A 16,585-nucleotide genomic window follows, 5' to 3' on the forward strand; every position below is an offset into this window, starting at 1 on the left:
CAGCGACCGTTACCATTCCGCTGGGCTCTGTATGCAGGGGCACATCATAGCGCGTAAATCCAACATTCACACCCTTTCCGCACCTACTCATGAGGTAGCTAATTTGGGACGGGGCTTTTTTAGCTACCCCGGCTGATTGTTTGCTGGTTTAGCCGATAGCCTGCGGGGGCAGCTAAAAAAGCCCCGTCCCAAATTAGCTACCCGGCTTCGATGACTGGGTCGGTGCCCTTTGTGCGGAGGTGGGCATTGTTGCTTTATACTGGTGCGGTTAGACATCCATCCTGCAATCGAGGAGATTTCCATGGCATCAGACGTTCGCGTCCGCTTTGCACCCTCACCGACGGGCAAGCTGCACATCGGCGGCGCCCGCACCGCTATCTATAACTGGGCTTTTGCCCGCGCAAACGGCGGCACGTTCATCCTGCGCATCGACGACACCGACCCCACCCGCTCTACCGACGAGAACACGCAGATCATTCTGCGCGCTATGCGTTGGCTGGGCCTGGACTGGGACGAGGGCCCCGAGGTTGGCGGCGACTATGGCCCCTATGCCCAGACCGAGCGCCTGGACCTGTACAAGCAGGCCGCCCAGAAGCTCTGGGACGAGGGCAAGGCCTATCCCTGCTTCTGCACCAAGGAGCAGCTCGAGGCCGACCGTAAGGCCGCCCAGGAGCGTAAAGACCCCTTCCAGGGCTATCAGCGCCGCTGTCGCGATCTCGATCCCGAGGAGGCACGCCGCCGCATCGAGGCAGGCGAGCCCTACGTCCTTCGCATCAAGGTGCCCGAGGACCGCGGCGATGTCGTCATCCACGACGCCGTCCACGGCGAGGTGACCTTCGACGCCAAGGAGCTCGACGACTTCGTCATCTTCCGCTCCGATGGCACGCCCACGTATAACTTCGCGACCGTCGTCGACGACGCCATGATGAAGATCACCCATGTCATCCGCGGCGATGACCATCTGTCCAACACCCCGCGCCAGGTCATGGTTTACGAGGCCCTCGGCGCGCCCGTTCCCACGTTCGCCCACATCTCCATGATCTTGGGTGCCGACGGCAAGAAGCTCTCCAAACGCCACGGCGCCACCTCGGTGGAGGAGTACCGCGACGCCGGCTACCTGTCCGACGCGTTCGTTAACTACCTGGCGCTGCTCGGCTGGTCGCTCGACGGCGAGACCACGATCATCCCGCGCGATGTCCTGGCCAGCAAGTTCTCGCTCGACCGCATCTCTAAGAACCCGGCGACCTTCGACCCCAAAAAGCTCGACTGGGTCAATGCCGAGTACATCAACAACATGTCCGACGCCCAGTTTGCCGACGAGATCATGGTCCCTGAGCTGCACGAGGCCGGCATGATCGAGGGTAACATCGAGTACGGCGAGGACTGGATCGACGCGCTTGCCGCCATCGTCAAGCCGCGCACCAAGATGCCGGCCGACGCCGTGACCGTCGCCGCTCCCATCTTTGCCACGGCCGAGACGCTCGAGTATGACGAGAAGTCTGTCAACAAGGGTCTGGCCAAGGAAGGCATGGGCGCCATTCTGGATGCCGCCAAGGCCGCGCTCGAGGGCGTGGATGAGTGGACGGCTGCCAACATCGACGCCGCGCTTGAGCCGCTGCCCGAGCAGATGGACCTCAAGAAGCGCGTGGTGTTCCAAGCTGTGCGCGTCGCCGTCTGCGGTAACATGGTGAGCCCCCCGCTGGGCGAGACTATGGCGCTCGTCGGCCGCGACGATTGCTTGGCGCGTATCGACCGCGCCCGTACGATGGCGCTGTAGCAGCTGCGCAAACGCATGTTTCCGAGCCCCGTTCACCCGAGCGGGGCTCTTGTTTCTAAAGACGTATGGGATGGGAGGTACAGAGACCATGGCCGAGCAACTGTCGCTGTTTGGTTCGCCGGAACCTAAGGAAGCTCCGAAGTCCGCGGCCCCCGCCGCCGCCCCGGCGCAGCCTGAGCTCGCACCCGAACCCGTCTCCGCCTACGCGAGCGTGGTCCTCGACATCCCGACCCGTGCGCTCTCCGAGCCATTCGACTACGGCATCCCGCAGTCCCTTGCCAACGATGCCCTGATCGGGTCCACGGTCCTGGTCCACTTTGGCAACCGTGCGGCCGCGGGCTATATCGTCGATATCGCGCCCGAGCTGGGCGACCTGCAAGGCAACGACACCCCCGACCCCTTGCGCATCAAGCCCATCGAGGCCATCCTCAGCAAGCCGCTCTTTACCGCCGAGGCTGCACGCATTGCGCGCTGGATGAGCCACGAGTACGTCGCGACGCTTTCCGAGTGCCTGCGTCTGTTCTTGCCTCCGGGCGGCAGCCCGCGTGTCGTGAAGGGCGTTGACGGCGTGTGGACCGTTGAGCGCCCCGCCGTAAAACCCATCCAAAACCGTTGGGTCATGCTCACGCCCGAGGGTTTCGACTACACGCCGCCCAAGACAGCGGTCCGTCAGCGTCAGCTCATCGACGCGCTCCAATGCGGCCCGGTCACGACGCGCGACCTCAACCTGCTCTACAACAGCATGTCGGCGACCATTAAAGCGCTCGAAAAACGCGGCGTCGTGGTGGTGGAGGAGCGCCGCGCCTGGCGTGGGTGTAGCGAGCAGACCACGTTGTCCTCGGCAAGCGGCAAGGCGCCGGTCTCTCTTACCAACGGCCAACAGCAGGCGCTCGCGCAGATTGAACGCGCCCGCCTTGATGCCCATGGCGACGTGGTCCTTGTCGATGGCGTCACCGGTTCCGGTAAAACCGAGGTTTACCTCTCGGCGATTGAGCGCGTGCTGGCGGCCGGCCTTTCGGCCTGCGTTCTCGTGCCCGAGATCTCGCTGACGGCCCAGACCGTCGGCCGCTTCCGCTCGCGCTTTGGCGAGACGGTCGCGGTCTTCCACTCGCGTCTTTCGGCCGGCGAGCGTCTGGACCAGTGGGATATGGTTGCTAGCGGTGCCGCGCGCGTGGTCGTGGGCGCCCGCTCGGCGCTCTTTTGCCCGCTCAGCGATCTTGGCCTCATCATCATCGACGAGGAGCACGAGACCAGCTACAAGCAGGGCTCCAGCCCGCGCTACCATGCGCGCGAGGTGGCTGCCGAGATGGCGCGCCGCTATCGGTGCCCGCTCGTGTTGGGCTCCGCCACGCCCTCGGCCGAGGCCCTCGACCGCTGTCGCCGCGGTATGTACAACGGTGCCACCTGGACGCGCGTCGAGATGCCCGAGCGCCCGGGACACGCCGTGCTGCCCACGGTCCGCATTGCCGATCTGCGCCGCGAGTTCGCGCACGGCAGCCGCTCCATGTTCTCAAAACCGCTGATGGAGGGCTTGGAACGCGTGGTCGAGCGCCGCGAGAAGGCCGTACTGCTGCACAACCGCCGCGGTTTTGCGCCGTTTTTGATGTGCCGTGAGTGCGGCTGCGTCCCCACCTGCAACCACTGTTCTACCGCGCTCACGTACCACGAGCGCACGCACACACTGCAGTGCCACACCTGCGGATCGTCCTGGCGCGTGCAGCCCTATCCGGCGCCCACGAGTCGTTGTCCCAAGTGCGGCAGCCGCTACCTGGCAAAAATGGGGCTGGGTACGCAGCAGATCGAGGACGCCCTACACCAGATGCTGCCCGAGGATGTCGCCATCATTCGTATGGACGCCGATTCCACACGCGGCAAGGATGCGCACAAAAAACTACTCGAGCAGTTCGATGCCGCCGATTGCGCGGTGCTGCTGGGTACCCAGATGATTGCCAAGGGCCTCGATTTTCCCGAGGTCACGCTCGTTGGCGTGGTCAATGCCGACTTTGCGTTAAAGCTGCCCGATTTTAGGGCGGGGGAGCGCGCCTACGATTTGCTGGAACAGGTCGCCGGCCGCGCCGGTCGCGGCGATCGTCCCGGCGAGGTTATCATCCAGACGTATCTGCCCGAGGACCCGGTCATTCGCGCCGTCGCCGAGCACGATCGTTCGATCTTTACCGACTACGACCTGGACCAGCGCCGAGACGCGCTGTACCCGCCGTTCGTGCGTCTTGTCAACATCTTGGTGTGGTCGGCGAATCGTGATAATGCGCAGGACTACATTGGGCGCATCGCAAAGCTTCTCAAGCGCCGCTGGCATGCCGCCGCGCCTGACTTTTTGCGGGCCGGTAGCGCCGTGCCGCAGGTGCTGGGCCCGGCTTCGTGTGTAATCGAGAGAGCCAAAGACCGTTACCGCTTCCATCTGCTTGTAAAGTCGCCGGTAGGGTACCATGTCTCTGATGATATCGACGCCTGCCTCAAAGAGGTGGGCTCCGTGCGCGGCGTGAGCGTGAGCGTTGACGTCGACGCTTATGATTTGATGTAACAACCCGAAAGGATGGCCATGGAAGCCAACGGAATCGTATTGTCGCCCGACCCTCGTCTGCGCCAGGAGTGCGCCGTCATCGAGGAGATCACCCCGGCGATCGAGGCGCTTGCCGAGAAGATGAAGAAGATGATGTTCGACAACGGCGGTTGCGGCCTGGCTGCCCCGCAGATCGGCGAGCTCATCCAGCTCGTCACCATCGACTGCGACTACACCGACAAGAACGACTATGATCCCTACGTGCTCATCAACCCTGTCATTGTTGAGCAGAGTGACCATCTGGTGCCGTTTAGCGAGGGCTGCCTTTCTATCCCTGGCATTAGCTGCGAGATCGATCGTCCCGACCATGTCGTTGTCGAGGCATACGATCTGGACGCCAATCTGATTCGCTATGAGGCCTCAGGCGACCTGTTCTGCGTGTGCCTGCAGCACGAGATCGATCACCTGCACGGCAACACCATGTTCGAGCGACTCAAGCCGATGCAGCGCATCAAGGCCGTCAAGGAGTACCAGGACGCCCTGGCCCGCGGCGCTCGACCGGGCGAGACGGAGTAGGTCCCACCGTCCCCTTCCGCCGCAGGGCTTAGATTTTGCTCCATGCTCAAACAGTCCTGCTCGCACGAAGAGCACATTAAGTGCTCTTCGGCTCGTGCGGAACTGCGCGTGGAGCAACAACCTAAGCCCTGCGGCGGAAGGGGACTGCGTTTTCGTGCTCCTTTTCGCCCGGGTGCCATTGGGCCAGGGAGGGGCGTCTTCGCTGATAATTGCTTTGTTGGAAGAGCTGCTTTTATTGCAGCTCTTTCTTTGGTTTTGGGTATATTTGTTCTTGTTGAATTGTTATTGCGGATGGGCTGGCGACTTGGCTTTCCGCTGCTCTTTGTAGCCGTCTCGGTTTTGTTTGAGGGGAGACGTTCTTTATGCGTATTGTGTTTATGGGTACGCCCGATTTCGCGGTGCCGTCGCTTACTTCGCTTGTTAAGGCTGGGAATGAGATTACGCTGGTAATTACGCGTCCCGATGCTGTTCGCGGGCGTGGTAAAAAGCTGGAGCCGTCTCCTGTTAAGGCCAAGGCGCTTGAGCTTGGTCTGCCCGTTGTTGAGGCAAATCGTATGACGCCGGATGTTATTGATCGGCTTAAGGCTGCTGATGTCGATATTTTCTGTGTGGCTGCCTATGGCTGCATTTTGCCCGATGAGGTGCTGCATATGGCGCCGCTCGGTATTGTGAATGTTCATGCTTCGCTGCTGCCCCGTTGGCGTGGCGCTGCTCCCATTCAGCGTGCCATTCTTGCTGGTGACGAGGTTGCCGGCGTTTCCATTATGCGCATTGGGCATGGCGTGGATACGGGCGCTTATTGCGCGCAGGTGTCGACCTCGGTTGCCGGTAAACATGCCGAGGCACTGACCATGGAGCTTGGTGAGCTGGGCGGTAAGTTGCTTGCCGATACGCTTCCCTCGCTTGCCGAAGGCTCGGCTGTTTGGACTGAGCAGGATGAGTTCCTTGTCACGCATGCTGCCAAGATTTCCAAGCAGGAGATGCGTCTGGATCCGCAGATGGGGGCGCTTGATTGCGTGCGTCATGTGCTTGCCTCTTCCGACACCGCTCCCGCTCGCTGCGTGATTGCCGGCAAGAGCGTGCGCGTACTCGATGCCGCGCCGGCAGATGTATCGCTTGGCGAGGGGCTCGTCGCCGTTCGGGCCAAGCGCGTCTACCTGGGCCTGTCCGATGGCGCGGTCGAACTGCTCGAGGTTAAGCCCGATGGTAAGCGTGCTATGGCTGCTTCTGCCTGGGCTGCCGGCCTGCAGGGTGCGGATCTTTCGTGGGGTGTTTTGTCATGAGTAAGCTTTCCCCCGCGCGCAAGCTCGCGCTTGATGTTTTGATGGAGGCCGATCGCCGCGGCATGTACGCGCGTGACGTGCTCTCGTCCCGTGCCTCGGCCAAGGCCATCGACCAGCGCGATTCTGCTTTTGCCGCTCGTTTGGCACTGGGCGTTGCAGCCACCCAGGGCATTTTGGATGAGCTGCTCGACCAGTTTCTCGATAAGCCCAAAAAGGTCGCGCCCCGTGTGCGCATGGCACTTCGTATCTCGGCCTTCGAGATGCTCTATCTGCATACCCCGGGTCGCGTTGCGGTGAGTCAGGGCGTTGAGCTCGTGCGCAGCGGTGCTAAGTCTGCCGCCGGTCTGGCGAACGCCGTGCTGCATAAGGTTGCGGACAACGTCGAGGACTTTGCCACTGCGGCGGATGCCGATGAGTCCGAGCGCCGTTTGGTTCGCCTATCTCGCCTGATGGGCATGCCGCGCTGGCTGTGCGCTCGCATTATGGCGTCGTTCGATACACCCGAGGGCGCGCTCGGCTTTGCCGGCAATCTGGCGCCCGCGCCGCTGGCTTTGCACGAGAATGCCTTTGCAACAAAACCCGATCCGTACATTTCGCAGCTTGTGGCACCCGTGTTCCCGGGTTGCCATGCGCCGGTCGACGCGCAGGCCACGGTTGCGTCGGGTGTGTTTGAGCGCGCAGCTGCCGTGGCCTCGGACCTTAACGCCCAGCTCATCGCTACCGCGGCGACCCGTCCCGGGCGTTGTCTAGAGATTGGCGCCGGTCGTGGCACCAAGACCTATGTGATGATGTGCCAGGCCAAACGTGCCGGTTACGACCGTCAGCACACCGCACTCGATTTGCACGACCGCAAGTGCGACCAGAATCTCGCACGTCTGCATAAGGCGGGTATTACGGGTGTTCGCACGGTGTCGGGCGATGCCTGCGAGCTCAATGAGGTGCTCACGTCCTTTGACGCGATGCTTGGCGAGCCCGCCCTGTTCGACACGGTGTTTATCGATGCTCCGTGCTCGGGCACCGGCACCATGCGCCGTCATCCCGAGATACCGTGGCGCCTTGCCGAGGGCGACGTTACGACGGAGTTGCCCCGCCTGCAGCTGACGATGCTCAAGGAAGCAGCCGCGCGCGTGGCTGCCGGCGGTGAGCTTATCTATGCCACCTGCTCGGTCTTCGACGAGGAGAACACGCAGGTCGTTGATGCCTTCCTAGCCTCTCCCGAGGGCGCCGGCTTTACCGTGGCACCGCTCTCCGAAGCCCAGATTTTGCAGCTGCCCGAGTACGATCATGCCAAGAGCCTCGTCACCCTGCGCCAAAACGCTCGAGGCCTCTTCCAAAGTGTGCCCGTTAATGCGGACTCCTACGACGGCCACTTCTGCGCCAGACTGGTCCGCAAGTAAAACGGATTCCAAGGGTAGCTAATTTGGGACGGGGCTTTTTTAGCTGCCCTGGCCGCCAGTCGGCCAAACATTTGCGTTATCAGCTGGGGCAGCTAAAAAAGCCCCGTCCCAAATTAGCTACCCTACGTTTCAAGATGACCTGCCCGCCACGAAATGGGCCTATCTACTACATTAAACCCATTACCCTCAACCATGCCAAATTTAGCGAAATCAAAACCGCAGGTAGACGGCTCGTCGATTTTGTAAAAACGCAGGTGTGCTCGGACCATACGGGTCAAACGTAGTAGATAGGCCGTTTTCGTGGCGCAACCTCAGACCAGTCGCCGGGGCGTGGGACATTCCTGAAAAATTCGACCCCGCGATCGGGCTTGAACGTGGGGTCGCTTGTCGCTAGTGGTTATGCGGGCAGTCGGCGCAGCAGCCACTGGTGGCGCTGGTGCTGGACCCGCCACTGCGCTGGTCGGTGTTGTAGAAACCGCTGCCGTCGAACTTAATGCCGCTGGCCGAGAACGTCTTGGATGCCGGGGCGCCGCAGCTGGGGCATACAACCTCGGGAGTCTCGGACATGGGGTGCTCAACCTCAAAAACATTGCCGCAGCTCGTGCACTTGTATTCGTAGCGCGCCATAATACTTCCTTTTCAGCACAAAGCGGGCAGATCGCTCTGCCCGCAAAAATTCAAACAGCAGTAACTGTACCCTATATCGAGGGTTTTATCACGCTTCGCCCCAGAATCTATGGGTGCTGCGCAGGAGCTTCGCAGTTTTCTCTTCGGCCTCCGCAACGTCTGCCTCTTGTGCCTGCCACGTCCAGTTGCCTGTGGCTACACCCGGCACGTTCATACGTGCGTCATCGCCCAGCCCCAGCACATCCTGCAGCGGCATCATCACCAGGGGGGCGTCGCTTGCGAGCGCATCGCCCATCAGCTTGGCCGCCACCTCAGCACCACTCGGTTCGTCGCCGCCTGCAAAGGAGCGCGTGCACCAGCCAGCGAGCGTCGAAGTGTCGTGCGTCGAGGTGTACAGGATTTTGCCCGGCGTGGGATGAATTCCGCAGCGAACGTCGTAGTCACTAAACTCCAGTACGTCCATGCCGGGAAAACCGCAGGTCGAAGCCATAGCGCGAACGCCAGGCGTCAGATAGCCCAGATCCTCGGCAATAAAATTGAGCGGACCCAGCTCGTCGTAGGCGGTCTGGAACAGGTCCTTGCCCGGACCAGCAAGCCAGCGGCCGTCGGCACAGGCTTTGCCAGCGGGAATGCTAAAGTAGTTGTGGAAGCCCAGGAAGTGGTCCAGGCGCACGCGGTCGTAGAGCGCGAACGCTCGGCGCAGGCGATCGAGCCACCAGCGATAGCCGCTTTCCCTCATGTGATCCCAGCGGAAGGTGGGGTTGCCCCACACCTGACCTTCGGGCGCAAAGTTGTCGGGCGGCGCACCGGATATCTCGATTGCCTTGCCGGTATCGGACAGCCAGAAGTTCTCGGGCTCGCTCCACGCATCTGCCGAATCGTCCGACACATACATGGGGATATCGCCGATGACCTCGATGCCCTTCTTGTGCGCATAGTTCATGAGCTCGCACCAAGCCAGGTCAAAGCGGTACTGCATGTACGCCTGAACCTCGGCCTCGTCGTGGAAGCGCTTGTCGTCGATCAGATGCTCGTTGTAGCGCGCGACATCTGCCGGCCAATTGTGGCGCGACTCGCCCTCAAAGTATTTCTTAACGGCCATGTAGACGCAGTACTTCTCGAGCCAATCGGCATTGCGATGTTTAAACGCGGTGTACAGCGGGTCGGCATCTTCGCCACCGTGGGCCTTCCAAGAAGCGAAGTCGGCGGCCAGCTCCTCGTGACTCTCGGGCAGCAGGTCGATGTTACCTGCAAAAGCCGAGGGTCCGGCATAGGGGGAGCGGAAGAAATCCGTCGGGTTGACGGGCAGGACCTGCCAGTAGCGCATGCCCATGGCGGCCAGGTGGTCGATAAAGCGACGCGTGGGTGCGCCGATCGTACCCGGCTTGCCATCGTCAGTCGGCACCGAGGTGATGTGGCACACGACGCCCGCGCCATGATCGAGCGGCTCTTGCAGGCGCCTCTCGTCATGGTGATAGATGATCGAAGAGCCCAGTGGGTACAGATCGAGCGTGACCGTACCGTTGTGGATCTCGCACTCGTGGCCGCTGATCACGTCGCTCGCGCATTCACCGAGCGCCGGAATCGTCACGCGGTGCGAATTGCGCAGGCTGCGATTGACGATAACAGTCGCAGCCTCGCCGTCTTTGCCCGTGCGGGTGTAGGCTAGGACGTCGTCGTTAAGCGCGAAGGCCTTGATCTCGCCGTCAACCATAAAAGGCAACGCGCGGCGCAGGGCGGATGCGTTCTTCACGATGGCCAACGTATCTAAATCGTGGAGCTGGTCCTTTGTCGGCAGGGTACGGCGGTTGCCCGGATCGGTGAGGCCCTCCAGGCCGTACTCATCGCCATAATAGATCGAGGGCACGCCGGGGAAGGTCATCTGCATGAGCGTCGCCAACCAAAAGCGCCTCTTGGCCAGGTCCATGGAGTTCTCGTCCAAGCGCCATTTGCTACGCTCGCTCTCGGGTAGCTGCGACTCGTCGGGACCACCGCCGAGCACCGAGATAATGCGCGGACGGTCGTGGCTCGAAAGCAGATTGAGCGCGCAGGCCAGTGCCTCGCGCGGGTAGTTCTCGCGCAGTGTCTCGATGTCCTCGGCAGCCTGATAGGCATCTCTGTAGCCCATCAAAAAGCCGATGACCATGTCGCGGAAGGGGTAGTCCATGGCGGAATCGAGTTCGGAGCCCTGCAGATAACGGCGCAGATGGCCATAGCTGATCTTGTTGGAGGCGTCCTCCCAGACTTCGCCGAGCAGCAGCGCATCGGGCTTCTCTTCGAGCACGGCGGCCTTGATATCGGCCAGGAAGTCATCGGAAAGCTCGTCGGCCACATCGAGTCGCCAGCCGTGGGCACCGGCGCGCAGCCACTTGCGAATGACGCCGTCCTTGCCCAGAAGCTTTTTACGCACGAGCTCGGAATTCTCGTTGAGGGCGGGCATGTTGCTCACGCCCCACCAGCAGTCATACGTGCCGTCCTCGTGGAAGGTAAACGCATCGCGCCACGGGGAGTCCTCGCTCTGCCACGCGCCGACGCCGGGATAGTTGCCGTAGCGGTTAAAGTAGATCGAGTCGTCGCCCGTATGGTTGAAGACGCCGTCCAGGATGATGGAAATGCCGAGCTTATCTGCCGCCTCGCATAGCTCCGTAAAGTCCTGCTCGGTTCCCAGAATCGGGTCGATCTTGGTGTAATCGGCCGTGTCGTAGCGGTGGTTGCTCGCGGCCTCAAAGATCGGGTTGAGGTAGATGGCCGTAAAGCCCAACTCGGCGATGCGGGGCAGGTCATTTTGGATACCCTTGAGCGAGCCGCCGTAAAAATCCCAGGTCTTGATGGATCCGTCCTCGGCACGCTCGTACACGGGCGGCTCGTTCCAGTCCTCGACCATGCGACGCTGGATTCCCTTACGCGGTTTTTCGACCTCGGCCAGCGTGCGTTCGCGCCAGTTTTCGTCGCGGGCGTAGCGGTCGGGGAAGATCTGGTAGACCATGCCGTGCTCGTACCAGGTGGGACGGTTCTCACGGTGCTTGTAGACGGTAATCTGGAAGGACGGAACCTCGGCGTAGTTGTATACAACGCCCTCGCCGCCGGTTTGACCCTGCGGCGCACCCAAGCGGACCTCGGACTGGCCTTCGATATTGCATATAAAGCTGTACCATACAAGACAGGGCTCGTCGCAGTTGAGCTCACCGGTAAAGATGCCATCGCCCTTGTGCTCCATGGGGATCAAGGTCTCTCCGATGCCGTCGACCCAGGTGCGCAGGGTGAGCGTTGCCTGGTTGGGGTCGGCATCCTCCAAAATCACCGAAAGCGAAACGGAAGTTCCAGTGGTCACAGCGCCAAAAGGAGTGCGAAACTGCGTCAGGCGGCTGTTGTGTATCAATCTCATAGTACGGTCCAGTTCTATACAATCATGGCCAGCGGGTCATGGGCTTAACGCACAGTGCATAAGTATATCCGTTGCACTTTAGTTGTATAAACTACAGTCGCTCACTATCGGCGAACGGTTGTCCTAGAAAATCGTTTTACCAACTATCTACAGAGAAGGGGCGCCCGGTTGGAGCGCCCCTTGTTTAGGGTATTTATTAGGTTTTAGATCGTCTGTGGGCTAGCGGTGCTTGCGGGTGGCCGTTGCCTTGCGGACGGAGGTCTTCTTGGTCGGAGCCTTTTCCTCGGCTGGAGCGGCGGGGGAGACCGGGGCCTTCTTGGCGGGTTCGGTCTTTACCGTAGCCTTTGGAGCGGTCTTGACCTCGGCGGCCTTCGCTTCCGGCTCGGCCTTTGCTGCGGGTTTGTCCTTGGCTTTAGCCTCTGCCTTGGGAGCGGCTGTCTTGGTCGTAGCCTTTTTGGCCGTTGTCGTGGCGCGCTTGCGTGTGGTGGTCTTGGCGGCCGGCTTTGCCTCGATCGTTGCCTCGGCCTTGGGCTCGGAGGGCGCCTCCTCGACCTTGACGGCGGGCTTTGCAGCAGCCTTCGGGGCCGTCTTCGCGGCGGCCTTCGTCGTAGCAGCCTTGGTCGCCGGCGACTTCGTAGCCGTGGCCTTCTTGGCGGTCGCGGTCTTGGTCGCGGTCGTCTTCTTGGCAGCGGTCTTGGCCGGAGCCTTTGCCGCGGTCTTAGCCTCGGCAGTGGTAGCCTCAGCGGTGGCCTCGGCCTTTACCTCGGGAGTGACCTCGGCTTCGACGGCCTTCTTGGCAGCGGCGGTCGTACGCTTACGCGTGGTGGTTGCCTTGGCAGCGGTGGTCTTGCTCGTAGCGGCCTTCGTGGTCGTGGCCTTCTTAGCCGTCGTCTTGCGGGTCGTCGTCTTCTTGGCGGCAGGCTTCGCCGTGGGCTTTACCTCGCCGTCGTCAGCCGGCTTCTCCTCGGCCTTGGGCTCCTCGGCAGCAGCGGGCTCCTTAACGGGTGCCGCAGGCTCGGCCTCGGCAGCAGCGGGCTCCTTAACGGGTGCCGCAGGCTCGGCCTCAGCGGCAGCCGGCTCCTCCACAGCCGCAGCAGCCTCCACTGCCACCGGCCTCTCAATCTCCGGATGCATAAAGAAGTACAGGTCCAGATACTTATCGGCCGAACGTGTCCAGCTAAAGTCCTGGCTCATGGCCTGCGTGACCAGCTGATTCCAGGCCTCGCGGTTATCCCAGAACAGGCGAGCCGCGCTGAACACCGCGTCGCCCATCTCGTCGCCGTTAAAGTGACTAAATGAGAAGCCCGTGCCCTCGCCGGTAAACTCGTTGTACGGTTGCACGGTGTCCTTCAGGCCACCGGTCTCGCGCACAATGGGCAGGGTGCCGTAGCGCATGGCGATGATCTGCGACAGGCCACAGGGCTCAAACTTCGAGGGCATCAGGAACATATCGGCGGCGGCGTACATGCGCTGCGAAAGTGCCGGGTCAAACTCGATACGCGCCGCCATGGTGCCGGGGTATTTGCCCTGGAAGTAGCGCAGGCCGTCCTCGTAGTCGCGGTCGCCGGTACCCAGCACGGCCACCTGAACGCCACCGGACAGGATGCGGTCGAGCGCGTACATGACCAGGTCCATGCCCTTCTGTCGCGTCAGGCGCGTGACCATTACCATAAGCGGGCGGTCGTCGCGAATCTCGAGCCCCAACTCCTCCTGCAGTTTGGCCTTGCATACGGCCTTCCCCGCGCGGTCATCAACCGTGTAGTTGGCGGCAATGCGCTTGTCGGTCGCCGGATCAAAACCCACAACGTCAATGCCGTTGAGGATACCCTGCAGAGCGTACGAACGCTCGCGCAGCACACCGTCCAGGCCCTCGCCAAACTCGGGCGTCTGGATCTCGCCCGCATAGGTGGGGCTCACCGTGGTGATGGCATCGGCATAGTGCAGCGCGCCCAGCATATAGTTAATGCTGCAGGCGTCACAGCGCAACTGCGTGGCGGCTGCCGGAATATGCGCCATACCCAGTATGTCTTCCATCACGGTGTCGCTAAACTGGCCCTGGAACGCCACATTGTGGATCGAGAACACGGTCTTGACGCGGTCGTAGAGCGGCAGGCCTTGGTAGAACTCTCGCAAGAACACGGGCGCCAGCGCCGTTTGCCAGTCGTTGCAGTGCAGGATGTCGCACTCAAAGCCTTCGGGCAGGTGCTGCAGGCTCTCGGTGATGGCTTTGGAGAAAAACGCGAAGCGCTCGCCGTCGTCAAAGAAGCCGTAGGGATAGTCGCGCGCAAAGTAGTGCTCGTTGTCCACGAACATATAGGTGACGCCGTCGTGCTCGAGCTTCTCCAACCCGCAGTACTCGTTGCGCCAGCTCAGGCTCACGTAAAAGTCGGCAAAGTGCTCCATCTGCGCCTTGTACTCGTCCTTGATGGTGGCGTACTTGGGCACCATCACAATGACTTCGGCGCCAGCGCGCACGAGTGCCGCAGGCAGCGATCCCGCCACGTCACCCAAGCCACCGGTCTTAACAAACGGCGCGCACTCGGCCGAGGCAAACACGATCTGCATCTTTTTGCTGGTTTGTGCCATTATGTCTCCCATGTTGCAATTCGAGAATAGTCGCCTGGCGCTAACCGGGCGACTATTCTACAAGTTACGTGCGATTATGTGGTGCCAACGTTAACGAGCGATGGTGGTATCGGACGTTAACGGAGCCTTGCCCAGCACCAGGATGTTCTCGGGCGTACCGCGAAGCTCGGTGTTGGTGGGAACCACGTTGTTCTTGTCCAGAATGGCGTTCTCAACACGGGCGCCGCTCTTGATGATGCAGCTCTGGTTGATGATCGAGTTGGTCACCGAGGCGCCTTCCTCGATCACAACACCGCGCGACAGGATCGAGTTGCGCACGGTGCCCTTGATGATGCAGCCGGCCGAGATGATCGAGTTGCAGGCGTGGCTGCCGGTCGCGTAACGCGAAGGCGGCACGTCGTGGGCCTTGGTCAGGATCGGGCGCTCGGGGTCAAAGAGCTGATCGGCCACGGTCTGGTCGAGCAGGTCCATGCTTCGACGATACAGCGACTTCTCGCTAAACACGCCCACGACCTCGCCCTTGTACTCATAGCTGCACACGTCGATGTTGCCAAAGTCGCCCTGGAGCGCCTCGAGCAGGTCCAGATAGTCGGCGGCCTGGTAGTGGTCGATGATCTGGAGCAGCGTCTCGCGGTTGACGATGCAGCAGTCCATAGAGGCGTTGTCGCCGTACGCGACGCCGGAGCTTACGCCCGTCAGGCGGCCGTTCTCGTTGATATCGAGCTTGGTCTCGTCTTCGACGTTGTGCGTGGCCTTGCAGTACACCACGGTCATCTGGGCACCGGATTTCTCGTGCGCCTCGATAATGGTGTTGAGGTCCATGTTAAAGATGACGTTGGTGCCCATCATCACAACATAGGGCTTGTCCGAGCGCTGGAACAGCGTCTTGTTGGAGATGATGTCGCGGAGCAAGAAGCGCATGCCGCCCTTGGTGGTGCCATACGCGTTGCCGGGCACCATGAACAGGCCGCCCTTCTTGCGGTCCAGGCCCCAGTCCTTGCCCGAGCCCACGTGGTCGATCAGCGAGCGGTAGTTGCCTGGCATGACAACACCGACGGTCTTAATGCCGGCATTCATCATGTTGGACAGCGGAAAGTCGATCAGGCGGTAGCGGCCCAAAAACGGAACGGACGCGATGGGGCGATCCTTGAGCAGCACGCTGCCGTAGGTCGAAGAGTAGTTAGCGGTGATATAGCCGATGGCCTTGCGATTGATCATCGGATCATTCCCCCTTCCCGACAACGACGTCATTTCCAACGACGGCCGTATCCTTGGTGGTATCGACAGAGCCGAGCTTCACGCCCTCTTCGACCGTGGAGTTCTCGCCCAAAATAGCGCGGCAAATGTGCGCGCCGCTCTTAACGTGCGCACCCGGCAGCAGCACGGAGTCCTCGACCACGGCGCGCTCCTCGATGATGACATCGGTCGAAAGGATCGAGTGGCGAGCGGTGCCGTAGATCTTGCAGCCATTGGAGACCAGGCAGTCGTCCAGGCGACCGTCCGGGCCAATGTAGTGCGGCGGACGCGTCGTGATGTTGGACATGATGGGGAAGCTCTTGTCAAACAGATCGAACTCGGGGTTGTTGCCCAGCAGGTCCATCGAGGTCTCGTGGAAGCTGGCGATGGTGCCAACATCCTTCCAAAAGCCGTGGAACTCGTAGCTGTACAGGCGCTTGTTCTCGCCGAGCAGCTTGGGGATGATGTCCTTGCCAAAGTCATGGCTCGAGCGCTGGTCCAGAGCGTCCTCCTCGAGCGCCTTGATCAGCACGTCGGCCGAGAAGATGTAGATGCCCATGGACGCGAGGTTCGAATCGGGCTTCTCGGGCTTCTCCGTAAACTTGGTGATGCGGCCGTCCTCGGGGTCGGTGGTCAGGATGCCAAAGCGGCTGGCCTCCTCCCACGGCACGGGCATAACGCTCACCGTGAGGTCGGCGTTGTTCTCAATGTGCGTCTTGAGCATCTTGCGGTAGTCCATGCGATACAGATGATCGCCCGAAAGAATCAGGACGTACTTGGGGTCGTTGGACTTGATGTAGTCGAGGTTCTGCGTGATGGCGTCGGCCGTGCCCGCATACCATGCGCCACCGGTTTGCGTCTCGTACGGCGGCAGGATCGACACGCCACCGTCGCGGCTGTCCAGATCCCACGCCTCGCCAGAGCCCACGTAGGCATGCAGCAGATAGGGACGATACTGCGTCAGAACGCCCACCGTGTCGATGCCCGAATTGGAGCAGTTGGACAGCGAAAAGTCGATAATGCGGAACTTGCCACCAAAGCTAACCGCCGGTTTAGCGATCTTTTGGGTGAGTGCCCCCAATCGGCTTCCCTGTCCTCCTGCGAGGAGCATCGCGATGCATTCTTTCTTACTCATCGGTTTCTCCTTCTGTCATCGATGTTCCTAAACCCATTAGCGACGGGCGCGGCGCTCGGTCG

The 16,585-nt window shown here is 61.3% G+C and carries 10 protein-coding genes; 5 read left to right on the forward strand and 5 right to left on the reverse strand.

Annotation, left to right across the window (positions count from 1 at the left end; all coding sequences use genetic code 11):
- Positions 1-301 precede the first annotated feature (301 nt).
- From gltX to ACTNB2_RS01435, 5 genes are all read left to right on the forward strand, one after another.
- Complete coding sequence (gene gltX / locus ACTNB2_RS01415; RefSeq protein ID WP_154518080.1) at positions 302-1,777, forward strand: glutamate--tRNA ligase; 1,476 nt, start codon at positions 302-304, stop codon at positions 1,775-1,777.
- Between the two features lie 88 nt (positions 1,778-1,865).
- Positions 1,866-4,319, forward strand: a complete 2,454-nt coding sequence (priA, locus tag ACTNB2_RS01420) for a replication restart helicase PriA (RefSeq protein WP_441044775.1) — start codon at positions 1,866-1,868, stop codon at positions 4,317-4,319.
- A gap of 18 nt (positions 4,320-4,337) precedes the next feature.
- Positions 4,338-4,874, forward strand: coding sequence for a peptide deformylase (gene def, locus ACTNB2_RS01425; RefSeq protein WP_441041090.1), 537 nt, complete (start codon positions 4,338-4,340; stop codon positions 4,872-4,874).
- Between the two features lie 362 nt (positions 4,875-5,236).
- Positions 5,237-6,157 (forward strand): methionyl-tRNA formyltransferase, encoded by a 921-nt coding sequence (fmt, locus tag ACTNB2_RS01430; protein WP_441041088.1) that lies wholly within the window; start codon positions 5,237-5,239, stop codon positions 6,155-6,157.
- Positions 6,154-7,554, forward strand: coding sequence for an RsmB/NOP family class I SAM-dependent RNA methyltransferase (locus tag ACTNB2_RS01435; RefSeq protein ID WP_441041086.1), 1,401 nt, complete (start codon positions 6,154-6,156; stop codon positions 7,552-7,554). Before fmt ends, ACTNB2_RS01435 begins: the two co-directional genes overlap by 4 nt.
- A gap of 390 nt (positions 7,555-7,944) precedes the next feature.
- Here the strand turns inward: ACTNB2_RS01435 and ACTNB2_RS01440 are convergent, their stop codons facing one another.
- From ACTNB2_RS01440 to ACTNB2_RS01460, 5 genes are all read right to left on the reverse strand, one after another.
- Positions 7,945-8,181 carry an FmdB family zinc ribbon protein gene (locus ACTNB2_RS01440; RefSeq protein WP_154518065.1) on the reverse strand — a complete coding sequence of 79 codons (237 nt, stop codon included), beginning with the start codon at positions 8,179-8,181 and terminating at the stop codon, positions 7,945-7,947.
- Between the two features lie 88 nt (positions 8,182-8,269).
- Positions 8,270-11,566: a 4-alpha-glucanotransferase gene (locus tag ACTNB2_RS01445; protein ID WP_441041084.1), complete on the reverse strand. Its 3,297-nt coding sequence runs from the start codon at positions 11,564-11,566 to the stop codon at positions 8,270-8,272.
- Between the two features lie 219 nt (positions 11,567-11,785).
- A complete protein-coding gene (gene glgA, locus ACTNB2_RS01450; protein WP_441041083.1) occupies positions 11,786-14,152 on the reverse strand; it encodes a glycogen synthase GlgA in 2,367 nt (788 codons plus the stop codon).
- Between the two features lie 90 nt (positions 14,153-14,242).
- Positions 14,243-15,370 carry a glucose-1-phosphate adenylyltransferase subunit GlgD gene (gene glgD, locus ACTNB2_RS01455; RefSeq protein WP_441041082.1) on the reverse strand — a complete coding sequence of 376 codons (1,128 nt, stop codon included), beginning with the start codon at positions 15,368-15,370 and terminating at the stop codon, positions 14,243-14,245.
- A 4-nt stretch (positions 15,371-15,374) separates the two neighbouring features.
- Positions 15,375-16,523: a glucose-1-phosphate adenylyltransferase gene (locus tag ACTNB2_RS01460; protein ID WP_441041080.1), complete on the reverse strand. Its 1,149-nt coding sequence runs from the start codon at positions 16,521-16,523 to the stop codon at positions 15,375-15,377.
- Positions 16,524-16,585: the final 62 nt, after the last annotated feature.

It is taken from the genome of Collinsella sp. HCP28S3_G2, assembly GCF_052065125.1.
Classification (GTDB): Bacteria; Actinomycetota; Coriobacteriia; order Coriobacteriales; family Coriobacteriaceae; genus Collinsella.